Annotated in this window: 21 protein-coding genes; 6 read left to right on the top strand and 15 right to left on the bottom strand. The window is 59.3% G+C overall.

Annotation, left to right across the window (positions count from 1 at the left end):
* Position 1: 1 nt before the first annotated feature.
* The 3 genes from ACQZ60_RS10860 to ACQZ60_RS10850 form a co-directional block, all read right to left on the bottom strand.
* Entirely contained in the window at positions 2-715 is a 714-nt protein-coding gene (locus ACQZ60_RS10860; RefSeq protein WP_003522866.1) for a response regulator, read from the bottom strand.
* A gap of 2 nt (positions 716-717) precedes the next feature.
* On the bottom strand, positions 718-1,224 hold the full coding sequence (locus ACQZ60_RS10855) for a MarR family winged helix-turn-helix transcriptional regulator (protein ID WP_031234081.1): 507 nt from the start codon (positions 1,222-1,224) through the stop codon (positions 718-720).
* Positions 1,225-1,465: 241 nt separating this feature from the next.
* Complete coding sequence (locus ACQZ60_RS10850; RefSeq protein WP_448735212.1) at positions 1,466-2,065, bottom strand: DUF1236 domain-containing protein; 600 nt, start codon at positions 2,063-2,065, stop codon at positions 1,466-1,468.
* Positions 2,066-2,296: 231 nt separating this feature from the next.
* Between ACQZ60_RS10850 and ACQZ60_RS10845 the strand changes: the two genes are divergently transcribed.
* Positions 2,297-2,941: an MBL fold metallo-hydrolase gene (locus ACQZ60_RS10845; RefSeq protein ID WP_020811278.1), complete on the top strand. Its 645-nt coding sequence runs from the start codon at positions 2,297-2,299 to the stop codon at positions 2,939-2,941.
* Between the two features lie 118 nt (positions 2,942-3,059).
* Here the strand turns inward: ACQZ60_RS10845 and ACQZ60_RS10840 are convergent, their stop codons facing one another.
* From ACQZ60_RS10840 to ACQZ60_RS10825, 4 genes are all read right to left on the bottom strand, one after another.
* The gene (locus ACQZ60_RS10840; protein ID WP_003494703.1) at positions 3,060-3,275 is read right to left on the bottom strand and encodes a cold-shock protein; all 216 of its coding nucleotides are present in this window, start codon (positions 3,273-3,275) and stop codon (positions 3,060-3,062) included.
* A 444-nt stretch (positions 3,276-3,719) separates the two neighbouring features.
* A complete protein-coding gene (locus ACQZ60_RS10835) occupies positions 3,720-4,622 on the bottom strand; it encodes a DMT family transporter (protein WP_035263654.1) in 903 nt (300 codons plus the stop codon).
* Positions 4,623-4,772: 150 nt separating this feature from the next.
* Positions 4,773-5,084: a hypothetical protein gene (locus ACQZ60_RS10830; RefSeq protein ID WP_080629628.1), complete on the bottom strand. Its 312-nt coding sequence runs from the start codon at positions 5,082-5,084 to the stop codon at positions 4,773-4,775.
* A 146-nt stretch (positions 5,085-5,230) separates the two neighbouring features.
* Positions 5,231-6,157: an EAL domain-containing protein gene (locus ACQZ60_RS10825; protein ID WP_425647019.1), complete on the bottom strand. Its 927-nt coding sequence runs from the start codon at positions 6,155-6,157 to the stop codon at positions 5,231-5,233.
* A 211-nt stretch (positions 6,158-6,368) separates the two neighbouring features.
* Here ACQZ60_RS10825 and ACQZ60_RS10820 point away from each other — a divergent pair, with 211 nt between their 5' ends.
* Positions 6,369-7,571 (top strand): pyridoxal phosphate-dependent aminotransferase, encoded by a 1,203-nt coding sequence (locus tag ACQZ60_RS10820; protein ID WP_035263659.1) that lies wholly within the window; start codon positions 6,369-6,371, stop codon positions 7,569-7,571.
* A gap of 204 nt (positions 7,572-7,775) precedes the next feature.
* On the opposite strand, the gene ACQZ60_RS10815 is transcribed toward ACQZ60_RS10820, so the two are convergent.
* On the bottom strand, positions 7,776-8,882 hold the full coding sequence (locus tag ACQZ60_RS10815; RefSeq protein ID WP_059757467.1) for a calcium:cation antiporter: 1,107 nt from the start codon (positions 8,880-8,882) through the stop codon (positions 7,776-7,778).
* A 194-nt stretch (positions 8,883-9,076) separates the two neighbouring features.
* On the opposite strand from ACQZ60_RS10815, the gene ACQZ60_RS10810 reads away from it, so the two are divergent.
* Complete coding sequence (locus ACQZ60_RS10810) at positions 9,077-9,343, top strand: DUF2188 domain-containing protein (RefSeq protein ID WP_003522857.1); 267 nt, start codon at positions 9,077-9,079, stop codon at positions 9,341-9,343.
* A gap of 109 nt (positions 9,344-9,452) precedes the next feature.
* Here the strand turns inward: ACQZ60_RS10810 and ACQZ60_RS10805 are convergent, their stop codons facing one another.
* Positions 9,453-10,397 (bottom strand): LysR family transcriptional regulator, encoded by a 945-nt coding sequence (locus ACQZ60_RS10805; protein WP_003522856.1) that lies wholly within the window; start codon positions 10,395-10,397, stop codon positions 9,453-9,455.
* 89 nt (positions 10,398-10,486) lie between these two features.
* On the opposite strand from ACQZ60_RS10805, the gene ACQZ60_RS10800 reads away from it, so the two are divergent.
* Positions 10,487-11,524 (top strand): NAD-dependent epimerase/dehydratase family protein, encoded by a 1,038-nt coding sequence (locus tag ACQZ60_RS10800; protein WP_448735211.1) that lies wholly within the window; start codon positions 10,487-10,489, stop codon positions 11,522-11,524.
* A complete protein-coding gene (locus ACQZ60_RS10795; protein ID WP_020811435.1) occupies positions 11,524-11,913 on the top strand; it encodes a DUF6220 domain-containing protein in 390 nt (129 codons plus the stop codon). The genes ACQZ60_RS10800 and ACQZ60_RS10795 overlap by 1 nt, the downstream gene beginning before the upstream one ends.
* A gap of 53 nt (positions 11,914-11,966) precedes the next feature.
* On the opposite strand, the gene ACQZ60_RS10790 is transcribed toward ACQZ60_RS10795, so the two are convergent.
* From ACQZ60_RS10790 to trxB, 4 genes are all read right to left on the bottom strand, one after another.
* Entirely contained in the window at positions 11,967-13,079 is a 1,113-nt protein-coding gene (locus tag ACQZ60_RS10790; protein WP_003522853.1) for an alkene reductase, read from the bottom strand.
* Between the two features lie 127 nt (positions 13,080-13,206).
* On the bottom strand, positions 13,207-13,497 hold the full coding sequence (locus ACQZ60_RS10785) for an ArsR/SmtB family transcription factor (protein ID WP_003522852.1): 291 nt from the start codon (positions 13,495-13,497) through the stop codon (positions 13,207-13,209).
* A gap of 599 nt (positions 13,498-14,096) precedes the next feature.
* Entirely contained in the window at positions 14,097-14,993 is an 897-nt protein-coding gene (locus ACQZ60_RS10780; protein ID WP_020011327.1) for a LysR family transcriptional regulator VtlR, read from the bottom strand.
* 24 nt (positions 14,994-15,017) lie between these two features.
* Positions 15,018-15,992 carry a thioredoxin-disulfide reductase gene (gene trxB / locus ACQZ60_RS10775; protein WP_020811380.1) on the bottom strand — a complete coding sequence of 325 codons (975 nt, stop codon included), beginning with the start codon at positions 15,990-15,992 and terminating at the stop codon, positions 15,018-15,020.
* Between the two features lie 266 nt (positions 15,993-16,258).
* Between trxB and ACQZ60_RS10770 the strand changes: the two genes are divergently transcribed.
* Positions 16,259-16,726: an Lrp/AsnC family transcriptional regulator gene (locus ACQZ60_RS10770; RefSeq protein ID WP_020811379.1), complete on the top strand. Its 468-nt coding sequence runs from the start codon at positions 16,259-16,261 to the stop codon at positions 16,724-16,726.
* Between the two features lie 186 nt (positions 16,727-16,912).
* Here the strand turns inward: ACQZ60_RS10770 and ACQZ60_RS10765 are convergent, their stop codons facing one another.
* Together ACQZ60_RS10765 and greA are read right to left on the bottom strand one after the other, a co-directional pair.
* Positions 16,913-17,968, bottom strand: a complete 1,056-nt coding sequence (locus tag ACQZ60_RS10765; protein WP_020811378.1) for a glycosyltransferase family 4 protein — start codon at positions 17,966-17,968, stop codon at positions 16,913-16,915.
* A gap of 90 nt (positions 17,969-18,058) precedes the next feature.
* Positions 18,059-18,535, bottom strand: coding sequence for a transcription elongation factor GreA (greA, locus tag ACQZ60_RS10760; RefSeq protein ID WP_003522847.1), 477 nt, complete (start codon positions 18,533-18,535; stop codon positions 18,059-18,061).
* Between the last annotated feature and the right edge of the window lie 11 nt (positions 18,536-18,546).

Here is an 18,546-nt window from a genome sequence, read left to right as displayed (position 1 = left end):
GTCAGTCCACGCTCAGGCGGTAACCGATGCCGCGCACCGTTTGCAGATAGACAGGATTGGCAGGGTCGTCCTCGATCTTGCGGCGAAGACGGTTGATCTGCACGTCGATGGTTCTTTCGCCCACTTCCGATTCCGCTTCCACCAGCTCGTGGCGGGGAATGGTATCGCCGGCGCGCAGCGCAAAAAGCAGCATGATCTCCTGCTCGCGATCCGTCAGGCGGATCGTTTCGGGGCCGCGCCGCAATTCCTTTTTGGGGATGGAGAAGCTGTAGGGGCCGAACATGATCTGTTCGATCTTGGGCGTATCGGGCGAGGTATTGCGTCGCAGGATATTGTTGATGCGCAGGACGAGCTCGCGCGGGTCGAAGGGTTTGGCGAGATAATCGTCCGCACCGGCTTCCAGCCCGGCGATGCGCGAATCCGCTTCCGAGCGGGCGGTCAGAAGGATGACCGGCACGGATTTGTCCTCGTTCAGCGAGCGGGTCAGCGAAAGCCCGTTTTCGCCCGGCATCATCACGTCGAGGATGAGCAGGTCGAAACGGATGCCCACCATTTTACGCCGGGCTTCGGCGGCATCGGCCGCCACGGAGATGCGATAGCCCTTGTCGCCCAGAAAGCGCTGCAGGAGATCGCGGATGCGGGCATCGTCGTCGACGATCAGTAGGTGGGCTGCATCGTCATCCGCCGGTGGACGTTTTGTCGGTGCTGTCGCCATTGTCACTCGTCCTCCACGGTGGTGGTCGTCGTCGGGCTGCGCATCTGCGCCAGGAACTTGCGCACGCAGGCGCGGGCGTCCGGCCCGAGACCTTCCAGCGCGCGGTCGATGCGGCGCGATTGCGGCTCGCTCAGCGCCAGCGCCAGTTCACGGCCCGTCAGCGTGGGGTAAAGCCTGCGCTGGCGGCGATCTTCCGGGCCCGCCATCTGGCGGATGTAACCGTCGTCGATCAATTGCTTCAGCACACGGGCAAGGCTCTGCTTGGTAATCTGCAGCGTATCGAGCAGATCCGCCACCGTCATACCCGGCTGCCGGCTGACGAAATAGACCACTCGGTGATGCGCTCGTCCGTATTCCAGTTTCGACAGAATGACATCGGGATCGGAGACGAAATCGCGATAGGCGAAAAACAGCGCCTCGATCGTGTCGAAGTCGATCTTGCCGTCGTCAACCTTTGGGAGTGCCGGTGTCTGCCTGGCGGCTGCGGTTTTGAGCGATTGCGGTGGCACTGCGGTTCCTTCATATTCTGCGGCTGTCTGATCATAGGCTGACAGGCGTCGATGCGCCAATATTCTGTAAACATAGCCGAAAATGCGTCCGCTCGGGAGAATGCCGCGATCATTTTCTGTTGCGGTGGATAATATGGCGCGGGTGCGGGTGCAACTGGAATCCTGAGTGACCTTTACCGGAAATAGAAAAGAGCGCGGAAACTCCGCGCTCTTCATCCGTCTCTTGATGTCCGCCGTGCGTTTACTGATAGACGTAAACGATCCGTCGCGTCGAAGGTTCGACCAGAACCGGCACGTCGTTCACCTGGACATAACGATATTGATAGTCCGGAATTTCAACGAGACGCGTATCCGACGGCAGCACAGTACCGACGGCTATGTCGCCGTCATAGGTGACGGTGTCTGCGGGATGTTCGTCAATATAGGTCATCACCGATTGCGGCGGATCGACTTCGCCGACGCGGCCGAGGTTCGGATCGCCGGGATTGGGTTCTGCCTGCACGCTTGAGGTCGTTTCATAGGTCACGACCGGCACGCTGAGTTCCGAGCGGCGCTGTTCGAGAATGACCGGCGAGCCCTCATACATGACATTCAGATAATCGGCATGGGCCCAGCCGCGCAGGCCGTTGACTTCGATCCGGCACCAGCTGCTGCCTTCCATGCAGCCATCCAGAACCGCATTGCTGCCGCGGGTGGCCAGTCCCACTTCGGGATAGTCTTCACCGGGGCCTGAGCGAACGGAAATATCCGATGCGGTGGTGGCGACCATGGCGGCGTTCGCGAAACCGGCCATCAAGGCGAAGGCGCCGCCAGCCATGAGCATTTTAAGCGTCTTGTCCATGTGTCTCACTCCTTTCAAGACTGGAGCTAGAACGTCGCAACCATCGGGGCGTTCCACATTTTTTGCCGGCAATTCCCGCCATCCGCCGAAGATTTATTGCTATCTAACTGTTTCTAATTCGATTTTTAGACTGCTTCAGTCGCCGGAAGTCGGGGTCTTTTCCGCCGCCATTGTGCCGCCACCGGTCGCGGGCTATAGGAGGCAGGAGCTTTCAGACAGGAGACACAGGATATGGGAAAATTGCAGGCGGGCATTATTCCGGTCACGCCATTCGAGCAGAATTGCACCATCCTGTTCGATCAGGATACCAAGGAGGGCGTCGTCGTCGATCCCGGTGGGGATGTGGACGTCATTCTCCAGGTCGTGTCTGAAAACGGCATCGCGCTGAAGGAAATCTGGCTGACGCATGGGCATCTCGATCATGCCGGCGGTGCCGATGAACTGCGTGAAAAACTGTCGCTGCCGGTCATCGGGCCGCATGAGGACGACCGTCCTCTGCTCGAAAGAGTTGAGGCGCAGGCCGAAAAATACGGCATTAGCGGTCTTCGGAACGTCGCACCTGACAAATGGCTCAAGGACGGCGACAGGGTATCCTTCGGGGATCACGTCTTCGAAGTCTATCATTGCCCGGGCCATGCGCCCGGCCACGTCATATATTACAACCGCGACCAGAACTTCGCCCATGTCGGCGACGTGCTGTTCTCGGGATCGGTGGGGCGCACGGACCTGCCGGGCGGAAACCACGAGCAATTGATGGCGTCCATTCGCGACAAGCTTTTGCCGCTGGGTGACGATGTCGGTTTCATCTGCGGCCATGGCCCGGGTGGACGGCTGGGCGAGGAACGGCTCACCAACCCCTATCTCAAGGGGCTCTGAGTACCGGCCCATTAGAGTTTTTCCGCTTTTCCTGGAAATGCTCTAAGGCCTGCGGGACCGCACAAAAAAACCCGGCATTCCTGCCGGGCTTCAACTAGAAAAGAAAGCCGTTTTAGGGTCAGCCAGCAATCTGCAGATTGACTGCCTTCGGCCCCTTGCCGCGACGATCCGGTTCCGTGTCGAAGCTCACTTTCTGATTTTCTGAAAGTCCGGACAGGCCAGAAGCCTGTACGGCAGAGATGTGAACAAAGATATCAGCGCCACCATTGTCTGGCTTGATGAAGCCGAAGCCTTTGTCTGTATTGAAGAATTTTACGGTGCCAGTTTCGGCCATGCATCAGGTCCTTTTCGCTCTGCCCGCGTTCAGCTACAGGCAGCATTACAGTTTTGCCCCGCGTGGGCGTTGGCAGGCAGTTTTTGACTATTGAGAAAATGGACCTTCGCAGCGGGAAGTAATGGCGTTCTCATCCAACGTTTTTCGTCCCACCGCCCGAGGTTTATAGCGTCCCCAGTGCGCAAAATTATAGGCCTTCCCATGCTCGCAAATTGCCCGAACCGCGGTAGAGTGATGCGTTTATCGAAAATTGGCAAGCAAAAGTTTTCACGGGCTTTTTGTCAGATAAAAAACCTGCGGTAGAATAACATCGCGCAATCGCATATTTTTTCCGCAGAAACGACAATTGATGAAATAATTGCCGTTTGCCGCAGGATTTCACGGCAAAATTTGAATGCCCTATCTGAATTTATGGCGGAAAGAGAAAAATAAGTTCTTTTTGCGTCAGGCCGCTCCGGCCATGGATTTCTGCCGTTTGCGCGTCAATTCCGGCACCAGTTCCACGATCAGGATCGCGACGAATATGATCAGGCAGCCGATATAGCCGGCGCTTGAAATGGTTTCCTTCAGGAACACCGAAGCCAGCAAAGCGCCGAAAAGCGCTTCCGAGGACAGGAATATTGCGGCCTGCGGGGCGGTGGTGTAACGCTGGCCGATGACCTGCAGCACGAAGGCGAGGCCGGAGGAGACGAGGCCGACATAAAGGATTTCCGCCAGCGACGCCTCGATGGAGGCCATGCTGATCGGTTCGAACACGACACCGATCATGCAACTAAGAAGGGAGCAAACGGCGAACTGGGTGCAGGAAAGCGCCAGCGGCCTTCCGCTTTCGGAGACGAAGCGTCCGGCCAGCGTGATCTGGATCGCCCAGAAGAAGGCGCAGATGATGCTGAGAATATCGCCGGTGGTCAGCGCCTCGAAGGCGCCGCCGGAGAGCAGGAATATGCCGCCCAGCATCATCAGCGCGCATGGCCAGACGATCCAGTGGGGGTGACGGCGGTAAAGCACGACGGCGATCACGGGTACGAAGATGACGTAAAGCCCGGTCAGGAAGCTGGAATTGGTGACGGTCGTGGTCAGGAGCCCGACCTGCTGGGTGGTAGCGCCGCCGAACAGGGCCAGACCCACGAGGATGAAGCTGCCGATTTCGCGCCGGCGCGGCGGCGATTTCAGCGACCGTGTTTCCATGAGCGCGAAGGGCAGCACGGCGATGGCGGCGATGGCGAAACGCAGGCCGACGAACCAGAACGGGCCGATAGAGGCCATGGCGGAGGATTGCGCGACGAAGCCGCCTCCCCAGATTGCTGCGGCGAGCAGAAGCAGCATATTGGCCTGAATACGTGTCATTGTTGGCACCAGCACGGCAGGGCCGGAAGATCATTCAGTCGCGGCCGTGGCAAACAGGGGATTTTTGAAATATCGATCCGCGATGCGGATGACTGTTTCCGGGTGCTTTAGCAGCAAGCTGCCGATGCCGCAAGTCGAGGGGAGGGCCGCTTATTTGTAGCGGCGGGCCTCGTCCTTAAGGCTGCGCCGGGTGAGCGTCAGGCCGCCAATGCCGAGGCCGATGAAGGCCGCGGCCGAAAGGACGATGAGCAGGATGTGGGGACCCGCTTTCGTCGTCGCCGCCACCTGCGGAATGGCGGATGTATGCAGCGTATCGACCGCCTGGGCAGCCGCATTGGCTGAGGTTGCGATGCCGGCGGCCATGGTGACGATGACAAGAAAAGCCGCAACGGCCATCCAGAGGGAAAACAGCGTTCTCTGCGCCCTTAACCTTTCAACGGAAGTCCGATCGTTGGTAAACATGGCTGTCGCCTCTTGTCCCTGTTCTTAAAGGATAAAAGAGGCTTCGAAATGGACGGCTTGGAGACCGAATTCTGGCGTTCCGCGGCATTTATTGCGGCAATATTGTGGCAAAGCCGGTCAGGAGAGCCGTTTGGCCGGATTTGGCGTCAGAGGCCGCGTTTTCCGAAGGTCCGGGTCTGGCGCAGCGGGTGCGGATCGGCGGGGCGTTCTTCCCGGAAAAATGCCGGTGGCGCAGGGCCTCTCTCCGCCCTTGAGGGGGCGAAATATTCGCTGCCGAGTTCCGGGAAACGTGTGTCGAAACTGGTCGGGGCAAGTTCGGGCTTTGCCAGCACGTAACCCTGCATCAACAGGACGCCGAGTTCCTCGCACAGATCGACCTGCCATCCGGCTTCCAGCCCTTCGAAGACCGGCTCTATGCCATCGGCGCGAAACTGGCTGACGATGACGCGCAAAAGGGCAGCACCCGCCGAATTCTGCATGAAATCGCGCACCCAGCCGGCCTCGAATTTCACATAGTCCGGCTTGATGAGCTTCACCCGGTCGATGTCGGAATCGCCGGCGCCATAGTCATCGAGCGCCACGCGAAAGCCGATATCGTGCATGTGGTAGGCGAAGTCGGCGACCATCTGCGTGTCGGAGGCTTTTTTCTCGGAGATTTCGCAGACGATGCGATCCGCCGTCATGCCGGCTTCGTGGGCGGCAAGACGCATGCGCTCCACTTCCTGGCGCATCTTGGCCGGGGTCTGGAACAGGCCCGGATGGAAGTTGACGAAGATGCGGGCGCGGGACCGGTTGAGCCTGCCGGTGTTGAGAATGTGGATCGTGCGCAGGATGCTGTCGATATTTTCGATGTCTTCCGGCGCGACCAGCGAGAAGAATTCGCCCGGCGTTACCGGCTCGCCATTGCGATGGGGACGCACCAGACCCTCGAAGGAATCGATGTCGAGAATACCGCTCGCCGTGCGGCGGAAAATGGGCTGCAGGGCCGATTTCAGGTTGAAGGTGCTATAGGCCGTGGACCATGTGCCATCGACCTCGCGGACAAGACTGGAAAAGATGCTTTTGAGCGCCATTTTTCAACCAGCTATAGAGACACGACCTCTAGGCTCGCGAATGTAGCGTATCAAGCGTTACTTCCGGGTTAAGGAAGGTTTAAATTCTGCGATGCAGCACATAAGCCGGCTTTTGACCTTGAAAGAAGGCCTGTATTTCGACATAGAAAATGCCGCAGATGACAAGTTTTCCAACCTCTGCTGATGTCAACCCCAATAGGACCGATTAAAAATGGCCTTCCTTGCCGACATTCTCTCCCGCGTAAAGCCATCCGCCACCATCGCCGTTACCCAGAAAGCCCGTGAGCTGAAAGCGAAGGGCCGCGATGTGATCAGCCTTGGCGCCGGCGAGCCGGATTTCGATACGCCCGAAAATATCAAGGAAGCGGCCATCGACGCCATCAAGCGCGGCGAAACGAAATACACGCCGGTTTCGGGTATTCCGGAACTGCGCAAGGCGATTGCCGACAAGTTCAAGCGTGAAAACGGCCTGGACTACAAGCCGGAGCAGACGATTGTCGGCACGGGCGGCAAGCAGATCCTCTTCAACGCCTTCATGGCCACCCTGAACCCCGGCGATGAAGTCGTCATTCCGGCGCCCTACTGGGTCAGCTATCCGGAAATGGTGGCGATCTGCGGCGGTACGCCGGTTTTCGTCGACGCCACGCTGGAAGACAATTTCAAGCTGAAGCCGGAAGCGCTGGAAAAGGCGATCACGCCGAAGACCAAGTGGTTCGTGTTCAACTCGCCGTCCAACCCTTCGGGCGCCGCCTATTCGCATGACGAGTTGAAGGCGCTGACCGACGTGCTCGTCAAGCATCCGCATGTCTGGGTGCTGACGGACGACATGTATGAGCACCTGACCTATGGCGATTTCAAATTTGTCACGCCGGTCGAAGTCGAGCCTTCGCTCTATGACCGCACGCTGACGATGAACGGCGTCTCCAAGGCCTATGCCATGACCGGCTGGCGTATCGGTTACGCTGCCGGCCCGCTGCCGCTGATCAAGGCCATGGACATGATCCAGGGCCAGCAGACCTCGGGCGCAAGCTCGATTGCGCAATGGGCCGCCGTCGAAGCCTTGAACGGCACGCAGGATTTCATTCCGGCGAACAAGAAAATCTTCGAAGGCCGCCGCGATCTCGTCGTCTCCATGCTCAACCAGGCGAAGGGCATCAGCTGCCCGGCTCCGGAAGGCGCATTCTACGTTTATCCTTCCTGCGCTGGCCTGATCGGCAAGACCGCGCCGTCGGGCAAGGTCATCGAGACGGATACGGATTTCGTTTCCGAGCTTCTGGAAGCCGAAGGCGTCGCCGTCGTGCAGGGATCGGCTTTCGGCCTCGGCCCGAACTTCCGCATTTCCTACGCCACGTCGGAAGCGCTGCTGGAAGAAGCCTGCAAGCGCATCCAGCGCTTCTGCGCCGATTGCCGCTGATCGGTTGCGATCTCAAATGAAGAAGCCCGGCAGCGATGCCGGGCTTTTTTGTTTTCAAAGTGCCGTAAGCTCTCCGCCGTCATGCTCGGGCCTGTCCCGAGCATCTGCAACGTCGAGATTTATTTGGGCGTGATTAGATCCTTGGGACAAGCCCAAGGATGACGTTGTGTCGTGGCCAGCGATGCCGGGCTTTTTTCGTTTTGGTCAAAGCCCCAGAAACAGCAGCATGATGAAGGTGGCGAAGAGAATGAAATGCGTCATTCCTTCAATCGCGTTGGTCTCGCCGTCATTGAGATTGATGGCGGCGGCGATGAGGGTGATGAAGACCATGACGGTCTGAACCGGCGTCATCGCCATGATGAAAGGCTGGCCGGTATAAAGCGCGATACCCTCCATCACGGGCACGGTCAGGATAACCGTCGACAGCGATGCACCCATGGCGATATTGACCACGGCCTGCATGCGGTTTCGCAAGGCGGAGCGAAGCGCGGTGAGGATTTCCGGCGATGCCGAGATCGTCGCCACCACCACCGCCATCAGCGCCGGCGGCGCGCTGGTGCCCTCGAGGCTTTCGCTTAAGAAGGCCGACATGAATTCCGCCAGCACACCGATCAGCACTACGCCGGCGATGATGAGGCCGATGGAGAGCGATACGCTGCCTTCGTCCTCCTCTTCCGCATGGCCGTCCGATGCCTGCCCGGCCGGATGCGCCTTGCGGGGATAGGCATAGCTGAAGAAATAGCTGTGCGGGCCGACCTGCATTTTGAGGAACAGGGCATAAAGCGCGATCATCGCGACAATGGTGAAGGCGGAGTAGACATGCCAGCTTTCATTGGGGATGAATTCCGGCACGATCATCGAGATACCCATGGCGGTGAGGATCATCACGCCATAGGTCTTGCCGGAATCGTCGTTATAGGGCTGCTCGCCGTGGCGAAGACCGCCGAGCAGCGCCGCGAGACCGAGAATGCCGTTGATGTCGATCATTACGGCGGAATAGATCGTATCCCGCACCAGAGTGGGCGAGCTGGATTCGCTCATGATGATGGCGAGGATCAGCACCTCCACCGCGACGGCCGACAGCGTCAGGATCATGGTGCCGTAAGGGTCGCCGACCTTGGTGGCGAGGATTTCGGCGTGATGGGCAACCCGCATCGAGACGAGGACGATGAGCCCGATCAGCGCGACCGCAGCGATAAGCGCCGCCGTTTTTCCGGCTTCGAATATTGCATGTTCGGCCAGATAGGCGACGATTGCCGCCGGTATCGCCAGCAGCAGCATGCGCTCCTGCTTCAGAATAGAACCCGCCATCGATTTCCCTTCCCCCTGATCGTCTCAGGCTGTGACGTATCGTCCCTCAGATCAAGCAGGATTTGCGCTTGAATGCTTTTGGTAGGATAGTGGTGTTGCAGGACATGCTGCTCATGCCGCGGTGTCCCATCGGGTGCAATGCTTGAAACGCGGTTGTGGTTGCCATGTCGCCTACCGAGACAGGAGGACCATGCATGACCAAAGTGGTATATGAAATTGTCGAACATGACGGAGGCTTCGCCTACCGCATGAACGGCGCTTATTCCGAAACATTCCCTTCTTATGCGGATGCCGTCGAAGCTGCGCGCATCGTCGCCGCCGAACAGCAGGTGGGGGGCGATGACGAGGAAATCAGCTATCAGGATGAGAGCGGCCACTGGCATGAAGAATATAGCCAGGGCGGTGACCGGCCGGAAGCCGAGGTGGTCGACAAGACGACGCAGCAGGCCAGACCGTTTTGATCGGCGATCCGTGGATTTCCAGCAAAGCCGGGATCACTTTGCGTATTCCGCCGGTCTCCTTCAGGCAATTGCGGATGCCGACCTGCGTGGCATCGATGCGGGATCGGCATTAGCGCCGTTTCGGCGGGGCGCCCGGATCGGTTTCTTTAAGATGACCCTTGAGGCCTTCGACGAGGGCGCTGAACACGGCACGACATCGCGGCGAGGTCTTGAGATTTTCATGCATCGCGACCCAGGTGTGGAGCGGGATGTCGATTTTCGGAAGAACCTGAACGAGCCGGGGGTCCTTGCGCGCCAGACCGATCTGACAGACGCCGATGCCTGCACTGGCGCGGATCATGGCAAGCTGGGCGAGATTGCTGTCGGCGCGGATTTCAAAGGAAATTTCCTCAATATCGGGTATGTCCGGATCGAGCGAGCGCATCCGCTGGATGGCCGCGCGGATGAAAGGCGTCTTGCGGTCGAAACCGACCATCCGGTGGTGGTTCAGATCTTCCATGCTCTTCGGGGTGCCGGCTCTTGCCAGATAGTCGCGCGTCGCATGGAATCCCAGACGGAAATTGCCGATATAACGCATCACGATCGCATCCTGCTGCGGTTCGGTCATGCGAATGGCGATATCCGCCTCGCGCCTTAAAAGGTCTTCCAGCGTATCGGAGAGCGAAAGCTCGATTTCAAGCCGCGGGTGAACCTCCTGCATGGCCGTGATGATCGGCGGCAGCATTTCCACACCGATGATATCGGATGCGCTGATGCGCACCGTGCCTTCGATCTTGCCGACTTCGCCGGAGGCCGCGCGCATGAGGGCGGCGGTGGTTGCCGCGAGATTTTCCGCATAGGGGCGGAGCGCAAGCGCCGCTTCCGTCGGCATCAGCCCGTGCGGCGAGCGGATGAACAGTGGAAAGCCGACGGCCTCTTCCAGCGCGCCGATATGACGTCCCGCCGTCGGCTGGGTGATGCCAAGCTCGCGGGCGGCGGCGGACAGCGAACCGTCGCTCAGCACGCTGAGGAAGGTGCGATAGAAATCCCAGCTGATGTCACGGTTTCTGGTCATAAGATTTTGTATAGCTGATCCACTCATTTCGATAATTTCGTATATCGCGGAACGGGACGATACTCCAGCCCACAACAAGGAGTACGGCGATGATATATGAAAACAACGCAAATACAGCGCGGAATGAACGGCCTCTGGCCCTGATTTTGGGGGTGAATGGCGGTGTCGGCAGTCAGGTCTCCAGAATGCTGCAGCAACGGGGATGGCGGGTAAGGGCGATGACGCGCCAGCGGATGTCAACGGGCGCTACGGATGGCGTCGAACGTGTGACCGGGGACGCCATGAACCGGCAGGATGTGATGGATGCGGCAAAAGGCGCAAGCCTCATCGTCCATGCGGTCAATCCTCCCGGATATCGCAACTGGGAAAGCCAGGTGCTGCCAATGCTCGACAATAGCATTGCCGCCGCCGAGGCCTGCGGGGCGAGGATCGTCTTTCCGGGCAGCGTCTATAATTTCGGCCCGGACGCCTTTCCGCTTCTGACGGAAGACAGCCCGCAAAAGCCTTTTACCCGCAAGGGCGCTTTGCGTGTGGAGATGGAGCGGCGGCTGAAAATGGCGTCGATGCGCGGCGTGCCGGTGCTGATCGTCCGCGCCGGGGATTTCTTTGGGCCGGACGCGAGAAACAACTGGTTTTCGCAGATGCTGGTGAAGCCCGGAAAGCCGGTCCGGAGTGTCCAGAATCCCGCCGCGCCCCATGCCGGGCATCAATGGGCCTATCTGCCGGATGTCGCCGAGACCATTGGCCGGCTGCTGGACCGCGCAGGCGAGCTTCCGGCTTTCGCCGTCTATCACATGGAAGGTTTCTGGGATTTCGACGGGCTGCAACTTGTTGAAGCCATCGAGAGGGTTGTCGGTTATCCGGTCAAGAGGCGGCAGCTATCCTGGTCGGGCATCAAATTGGCCGCTCCCTTCGTTCCCCTGTTCCGCGAAGTGCTGGAAATGCAATATCTCTGGCAGATGCCGATCCGGATGAGCAATCGCAGGCTGACGGATTTTCTCGGAACGGAACCCAGAACACCGCTCGACATCGCGGTAGCGACGACGCTGGCGAGCCTCGGCTGCCTTGAACAGAGGCCGCAGCCGTCGAGCCTTCCGCATCCGGCCGATGCCGGGGGCAGGGTGTGATGGCCACGGTTGCGAATGGGATGTCGGCCCGGCGTCGCGTGTTTGCCGTGATTTCGGCAAGCGTGCCGGTGCTGATCTTCGCGCAGGTGCTGCTGGCCGGGCTGTCGATCTATTACGATGGATCACTACTTTCGCTGCACAAGGGGCTCGGCTTTTTGATCGCCGTTCCGATCCTGTCGCTGGCGGTTCTCGCTTCTCTATATGACGATCTGCGGCCGAACCTTGCCCGCGCGTTGGTCCTGCTTGGTCTTTACTGTCTTCAGGTGGCCCTGATGAGCATCGGCCGGGAAACGGGCAATGGCTTCCTGCAGGCGCTGCATGTGCCCAACGCCTTCGTCATGGGTGCGTTTTCCGATTTTGCCGCGCGGCAGGCGCGAAGCCTGCGCTGAAAGAAAACGCCGCACTGCTTTCGGGCAGTGCGGCGTCTTTGCTTTATCCTTTATCAGGCAAGCGCCGGATAGTCGGTGTAACCTTCGGCTCCGCCGCCATAGAAGGTCGGCTGGTTCGGCTCGTTGAGCGGCGCGTCGTTTTTCAGGCGGCGGACCAGATCCGGATTGGCGATGAAGGCCTTGCCGAAAGCCACTGCGTCGACTTTACCGCTTTCAACCGCCTCGATGGCGCTCTCACGGTCGTAGCCATTATTGGCGATCCAAAGGCCCTTGCCGCCGGCATTGCGATAAGCGGCCTTGAAGGCTGCATAATCGAAAGGCTTGTCGCCCTGCTTGAAATCGCGCGGGCCGCCGGTTGCGCCTTCGACGACATGGATGAAGGCGAGATTACGCTTGCCCAGCTGTTCCGCCACGTAATTATAAAGCGGCTGCGGATCGGCTTCGAAAATGTCGTTGGCGGGGGTTACGGGCGAGAGGCGAATGCCGGTGCGGCCTGCGCCGATCTCTTCCGCCACCGCATCGACAACTTCGAGCAGGAAGCGGGCGCGGTTTTCGATAGAGCCGCCATAATCATCCGTGCGCTGGTTGGTGCTGGATTTCAGGAACTGCTCGATCAGGTAGCCATTGGCGGCATGGATTTCGACGCCGTCGAAACCGGCCTCCAGTGCTGCGCGGGCGCCGCTGCGGTAATCCTCGAGGATGAGGCCGATATCGTCGATGGTGAGCGCGCGGGGCTCGGAGGTTTCGGCAAAGGCGCCGGTGCCGTCATCATTGATGATATAGGTCTTCGATTTGGCCGGAATGGCGGAAGGCGCGACCGGCTGGCCGCCATGCGGCTGCAGCGAGGTGTGGGAAATGCGGCCCACATGCCAGATCTGTGCAACGATTTTGCCGCCGGCCGAATGCACGCCATCGGTAACCTGTTTCCAGCCCGCGATTGCTTCCCGCTTGTAGAGGCCGGGAACGTCAGCGTAGCCCTGACCCTGCTGGGAAATCGGCGTGCCTTCGGTGACGATCAGCCCGGCCGTGGCGCGCTGCTCGTAATAGGTGGCGTTGAGATTGTTGGGAATGGCGCCCGGCGAACGGTTGCGGGTGAGGGGGGCCATGACGATACGGTTGGCGAGTGCGATATCGCCGGCCTGTGCCGGTTCGAAAAGACTGGTCATGCGACTTCACTTTCTGGTCGGTTGGCGAAATTGCGCGGGGGACGCGCTGTCTTTCTGTCTGGGTGCCGGAATGAAAACCGCCTTGCGGTTTCCGGTCCGACACCCCGAGGCTCAAAGCTTGGGAGGCTCAGAGATTGGCTTGCAGATAATTGCGGAAGGCGTCGATGGTTTCCTCGTTGCGTTCGAAAAACACCCATTGCCCGACCTTTTTCGACCTTATCAGCCCGGCTGCCTGCAACACCGCCAGATGCGACGAGACGGTGGATTGCGACAGGCCGCTGATCTGAAACTGGTTGGCGCATACACCCATGCTGAGGGGATGCTCCTGGCAGAAGTGACTTTCCGGAGACTTCAGCCATTCCAGGAATTTCAGCCTTGCGGGGTGCGAAAGGGCTTTGAGGATTTCCTCCGGGTTCATCGGTGTTTCTTCAATATCTGGCATGTCCGATATTTATATCGGTCATCATCGATATACAAGTCACGTCTCTGTGAGGATCGAGGGGGCGTGCAGGCATTTCCAAAAAAGAAGGCCGCTGGATATCTCCGCGGCCTGATAAGTTTGAAGGTCAAAACCTCCAGAGGGGAACAGCTGTCGCGTGCCTTGGGCGAGCGTGACAGCTGACTAAAATATGGGTGTGGGAATAATGCAAAACAAGGTTGCATCATGCGATATTTCGCCAATTCGGAGAAAATTCTTGCGGGTAAAAAAAGAGGGCCGCCGGATGGATCCAGGGCCCTTTAAGTGTGAAGGTCAAAAACCTCCAGAGGGGAACAGCTGATGCGGTGGAACTGGGAGGAAAAGCCACCGTGTGCATCAGCTGAGAGCGATATGGTGCTTTTTTGTGCACGAAACAACTCTTTTTTGTGCAGGTCAGGCATGCGCACCACGCAGCCCTCGATATTTCCGGTATATTTTATGTGCAATGCTCCCGGGCGGCGCAGGCGCGCCGCTCGTGTATCTTGTCAGATAAGTTATTGAAATTTAAACGCTTTAACCGAACGCCGATTATTTTAACGTCAGAAGTTCCAGTTCCGCGCCTTTGCGACGATGAAGTCGCGGAAGGCTTTCAACTTTGCAGCGTTTTTCATCTCATCGGGATAGCAGAAATAGGTATCGAAGGACGGAATATCTGCGGCGAGCGATAGCTGGATAAGGCCGGGATCGCGGCCGACGATATAATCCGGCAAGCAGGCAATACCGATTCCCAGCAGGCAGGCGCGCTTGATCGAGGTCTGGCTGTTGATCTGCAGATGCGGCGTGCGCGTATTGTCGGAAGAGCGTCCCGCATTCTCCAGCCAGTTGACGTCCAGCAGATAGTTGGGCGCCGGTTCGCCGAAGGAGATGATGCGGTGATTGTCGAGATCCTCGATCGACTGCGGCTCACCATGGCGGTTGATGTAGGACGGCGCGGCATAGACGTGCATGTGCACCGTGAACAGCTTGCGCTGAATGAGGTCCGACTGCTGCGGCTGGCGCAGGCGGATGGCGCAATCGGCATGACGCATGTTCACGTCCAGCTCCTCATTGTCGAGGATGAGCTGGATCGACATTTCCGGATAGAGCTGCAGGAATTCCTGCACCTTGTCCGTCAGCCAGCCCTGGCCGAGACCAACCGTCGTCGTCACGCGCAGCTTGCCGCTTGGCTTCTCCGTCGTTTCGGTGAGCTGCATCTTGACGGTTTCGAGCTTCAGCAGCACGTCATGGGCGGTGCGGTACAGCAACTCGCCCTGTTCGGTGAGGATGAGGCCGCGAGCGTGGCGATGGAACAGCTTGACGCCGACATCCTGCTCGAGCGCGCTGACCTGACGGCTGATGGCCGACTGGGACAAATGCAGCTTGTCGGCAGCGTGGGTGAAAGACCCCGCTTCGGCAGCCGCATGAAAAATGCGCAGTTTATCCCAGTCCAATGGCATTGCCATGCCTACCCTGCCTTTCGGTTATTCCGCTGCGACAGCAAGCGGTTGATGCGCGGTGAGATAACGTTCCGCTTCCAGCGCGGCCATGCAGCCCATGCCGGCGGCGGTGATCGCCTGACGGTAGATGTCGTCGGTGACGTCGCCGGCAGCGAAAATGCCTTCCACGTCGGTCGCCGTGGAATCGGGGGCGGTCCACATGTAGCCGTTGTCTTTCAGCTTCACCTTGCCCTTGAACAGCTCGACCGCCGGCGCATGGCCGATGGCGACGAAGACGCCGTCGATGGGGAATTCGCTGATCGCACCGGTCTTGGTATCACGCAGCTTTACGCCGGAAACGGAAGGCGGCATTGGCGGCTTTGCGGGCGCGCCGGTAATTTCAGCGATTTCGGTGTTCCAGAGAATCTTGACGTTTTCCTTGGCGAACAGCCGCTCCTGCAGGATTTTTTCCGAGCGGAAGCTATCACGGCGGTGAACGACGGTGACCGACTTGGCGATATGGGCGAGGTACAGCGCTTCTTCCACGGCGGAGTTGCCGCCGCCGACCACGATCACGTCCTTGTTGCGATAGAAGAAACCGTCGCAGGTGGCGCAGGCGGAAACGCCGAAGCCCTGGAAATGCTGCTCGCTCTCAATGCCGAGCCACTTGGCTTTGGCGCCGGTGGCGATGATCAGCGTGTCGGCGGTCCAGACCTGACCGGAATCGGTCTTGACCACGAAAGGCCGTACATTGGTTTCAACTTCGGTGACGAGGTCGCTGACGATTTCCGCGCCCACATGCGTTGCCTGCTTCAGCATCTGGTCCATCAGCCACGGACCCTGGATCGGATCGGCAAAGCCCGGATAGTTCTCGACATCGGTGGTGATCATCAGCTGGCCGCCCTGTTCCATGCCGGCGATCAGCACGGGTTTGAGCATTGCGCGGGCCGCGTAGATCGCTGCGGTATAACCGGCGGGACCGGAGCCGATGATCAATACCTTCGTGTGGCGGGCAGACATGGAAGCGTTCCTTTCAATAGCGGGGCCTTTCCCTGGCAGCGCCTTTCGGCACCGGGCCCTGGAGCCGCACGACGGCGGACAGGCCACAACCCCTTCGTTGCCCGGTATTTAAGGTTGTCTAGTGTCTTTATTCAAGGGCAGCCTTGCGTTACCAACAAGGCAGTTGTGGATGCGCGCGCAATTTTGTGACCGGGCGGTGGCATAATGTTGCGAATCCCGCGCCGAATAGTACAAGGAAGTTCCACAGCTTAACGAGGTACTCCTCCGTGACCAGCGTCGAACTCGATGCCATCGATCTGAAAATCCTGCGCGAATTGCAGCGCGACGGGCGTATGACCAATGTGGAACTGGCCGAAAGGGTCGGTATTTCCGCGCCGCCCTGCCTCCGGCGCGTCCGCAAGCTGGAAGAGGCGGGCGTGATCGAGGGTTATCACGCCATGTTGAACGCGCCGAAGCTCGGTTTCGATCTCGTCGCCTTCTGCATGGTTGGTCTCAAGCGCCAGTCGGACAGCAATTTGAAGGCTTTTGCCGCGGCAACCGCCGGCTGGTCGCTGGTGCGTCAGGCCTGGATGGTGTCGGGCGAAAGCGATTTCCTGCTGCACTGCGTGGCGAAGAACCTGACCGAGTTCCAGGATTTCGTCATCGAGGTTCTGACGGCGGACGAAAATGTCGATACGGTGCGCACCATGCTCACCATCCGGCAGGTCAAGCGCGTCGGTCTCGTGGAAATCTGACCCTTCCGTCATTCCGGCCTTGAGCCGGAATCCAGCCAGCCCAAGTCCTTGGGCTGAAAATACTCTCTCCGCCGCGCAGACGCGCGTCGGCTGGATTCCGGCTCAAGGCCGGATGACGGAAGGAGGGGGATGCCTGCATATGGAATTTTGTTGTGTATCGTGGCGCTCAAAAGCGCGCGCGGCGTTTTATCTGCGCCGCAAAGCCTCATAGACTTCGCCGAGACTCGTGGCCTCTTTCTCAAGCGGAAATGTGCTGCGTACATGCGAAAGCCCGGCCTTCGCATGGCTCTCGGCCAGAGCCGGATCGGCAAGATAGGTCCTTATCGCATCCCTGAGCGATGTATAGTCACCCGCCTCGACGACAGCGCCGGTCTCGCCCCTGACGATCATTTCCTCATAGGCGCCGGCAGTGCTGCTGACGACGGCCGTTTCCGATGCCATGGCCTCGAGCGGCGTCAAGCCGAAACCTTCGTTGCGCGATGGGGCGACATAGAGCGTCAGCCGCCGGTACCAGGGCTTGATGTCGTCCACCTCACCCTGAAACACGATGCGGTCCGAAAGGCCGGCGGCCTTGACATCGGCCTCGAGTGCCTCGGCAAAAGCCTTGTGTTCCGCCGTTACCCGGCCGGAAACAATGGCTGTCCATTGCGGATGGGCGGGCAAAAGCTCGATCATGGCGCGCACGAAGAGATCGGTGCCCTTCTGGTGGCGCACCCGTCCAAAGCAGCCGATGAGATATTGTCCCGGCAGGCCGGTTGCCGCGATTGTGTCTTCCGGGCCGGTTGCCGGATGGAACAGGTCGATATCGACGCCATGCATGACGACGCGATGGGGTACTTCCAGAAATGAGCCGGAGCGGGTGCTGGTCGCGACCACGGCATCCATCTTCGAAATCAGAAAGCGTGTATAGGCGGAATGCCGCCTCTGTGCGGCCGAGGTGAACAGCAGCTTTACCTTCATGCGGAGCACGTCACGCATGAAAAGACCCGGCAACATTTCAAGATTGCGGCGGGCATGCCAGATGCGCGGGCCGCCCTGCGGGCCGTTTTGCCAGAGCCGCCACAGATCGCGGAAGCGCACATGCGGCAGATGCGGCGGCAGACCCGGTCCAATGACGGCCACCTTCTGTCCCAGCCGGTTCTGCACCGGAATGAGCTGAACGATGGTGGAGGTGACGCCGGAGAGCCTGCGTTTGAAATTCGGCGCAAGCACCTGCACATCTTTCAGACTGACGTGGGACAAGATGGGCTTCCGTCTTTGCGGCTAATTCGGGGGATTGAAGACGTCAAGAAAAGCAATGCGCCCGCATGGGGCGCATTGCATGTGAGGGCATCAGCCCCACTGAACCGCGAGAATCTCGTAGCCCTTGGCGCCGCCAGGCGCGTTGACTTCGATGCTGTCGCCGACTTCCTTGCCGATGAGGGCGCGGGCGATGGGCGAGGAGATGGAGATGCGGCCGGCCTTCACATCGGCTTCCTGGTCGCCAACGATCTGATAGGTCTTTTCCTCGTCGCTATCCTCGTCCACCAGCTTCACGGTGGCACCGAACTTGATCTTCGAGCCCGACATCTTGGAGAGATCGATGACTTCTGCGCGTGCGGTCAGGTCTTCGAGTTCGGTGATGCGGCCTTCATTGTGGCTCTGTGCTTCCTTGGCAGCATGGTACTCGGCGTTTTCCGAAAGGTCGCCATGGGCGCGCGCTTCCGCAATCGCCTCGATGATACGGGGGCGTTCCTCCTGCTGGCGCCAGCGCAGCTCCTCCTGCAGCTTGACGAATCCACCCTGAGTCATCGGTACTTTTTCTACCATTTTTTTATCCT

Source organism: Agrobacterium sp. 22-223-1 (assembly GCF_053522385.1).
This window is presented reverse-complemented; position numbering and strand designations above follow the sequence as displayed.

Coding starts and splice junctions, on each gene's coding strand:
- ACQZ60_RS10860 (WP_003522866.1), bottom strand. CDS start 715: ATGGCGACAGCACCGACAAAACGTCCACCGGCGGATGACGATGCAGCC.
- ACQZ60_RS10850 (WP_448735212.1), bottom strand. CDS start 2,065: ATGGACAAGACGCTTAAAATGCTCATGGCTGGCGGCGCCTTCGCCTTG.
- ACQZ60_RS10845 (WP_020811278.1), top strand. CDS start 2,297: ATGGGAAAATTGCAGGCGGGCATTATTCCGGTCACGCCATTCGAGCAG.
- ACQZ60_RS10840 (WP_003494703.1), bottom strand. CDS start 3,275: ATGGCCGAAACTGGCACCGTAAAATTCTTCAATACAGACAAAGGCTTC.
- ACQZ60_RS10835 (WP_035263654.1), bottom strand. CDS start 4,622: ATGACACGTATTCAGGCCAATATGCTGCTTCTGCTCGCCGCAGCAATC.
- ACQZ60_RS10830 (WP_080629628.1), bottom strand. CDS start 5,084: ATGTTTACCAACGATCGGACTTCCGTTGAAAGGTTAAGGGCGCAGAGA.
- ACQZ60_RS10825 (WP_425647019.1), bottom strand. CDS start 6,157: ATGGCGCTCAAAAGCATCTTTTCCAGTCTTGTCCGCGAGGTCGATGGC.
- ACQZ60_RS10820 (WP_035263659.1), top strand. CDS start 6,369: ATGGCCTTCCTTGCCGACATTCTCTCCCGCGTAAAGCCATCCGCCACC.
- ACQZ60_RS10815 (WP_059757467.1), bottom strand. CDS start 8,882: ATGGCGGGTTCTATTCTGAAGCAGGAGCGCATGCTGCTGCTGGCGATA.
- ACQZ60_RS10810 (WP_003522857.1), top strand. CDS start 9,077: ATGACCAAAGTGGTATATGAAATTGTCGAACATGACGGAGGCTTCGCC.
- ACQZ60_RS10805 (WP_003522856.1), bottom strand. CDS start 10,397: ATGACCAGAAACCGTGACATCAGCTGGGATTTCTATCGCACCTTCCTC.
- ACQZ60_RS10800 (WP_448735211.1), top strand. CDS start 10,487: ATGATATATGAAAACAACGCAAATACAGCGCGGAATGAACGGCCTCTG.
- ACQZ60_RS10795 (WP_020811435.1), top strand. CDS start 11,524: ATGGCCACGGTTGCGAATGGGATGTCGGCCCGGCGTCGCGTGTTTGCC.
- ACQZ60_RS10790 (WP_003522853.1), bottom strand. CDS start 13,079: ATGACCAGTCTTTTCGAACCGGCACAGGCCGGCGATATCGCACTCGCC.
- ACQZ60_RS10785 (WP_003522852.1), bottom strand. CDS start 13,497: ATGAACCCGGAGGAAATCCTCAAAGCCCTTTCGCACCCCGCAAGGCTG.
- ACQZ60_RS10780 (WP_020011327.1), bottom strand. CDS start 14,993: ATGCCATTGGACTGGGATAAACTGCGCATTTTTCATGCGGCTGCCGAA.
- trxB (WP_020811380.1), bottom strand. CDS start 15,992: ATGTCTGCCCGCCACACGAAGGTATTGATCATCGGCTCCGGTCCCGCC.
- greA (WP_003522847.1), bottom strand. CDS start 18,535: ATGGTAGAAAAAGTACCGATGACTCAGGGTGGATTCGTCAAGCTGCAG.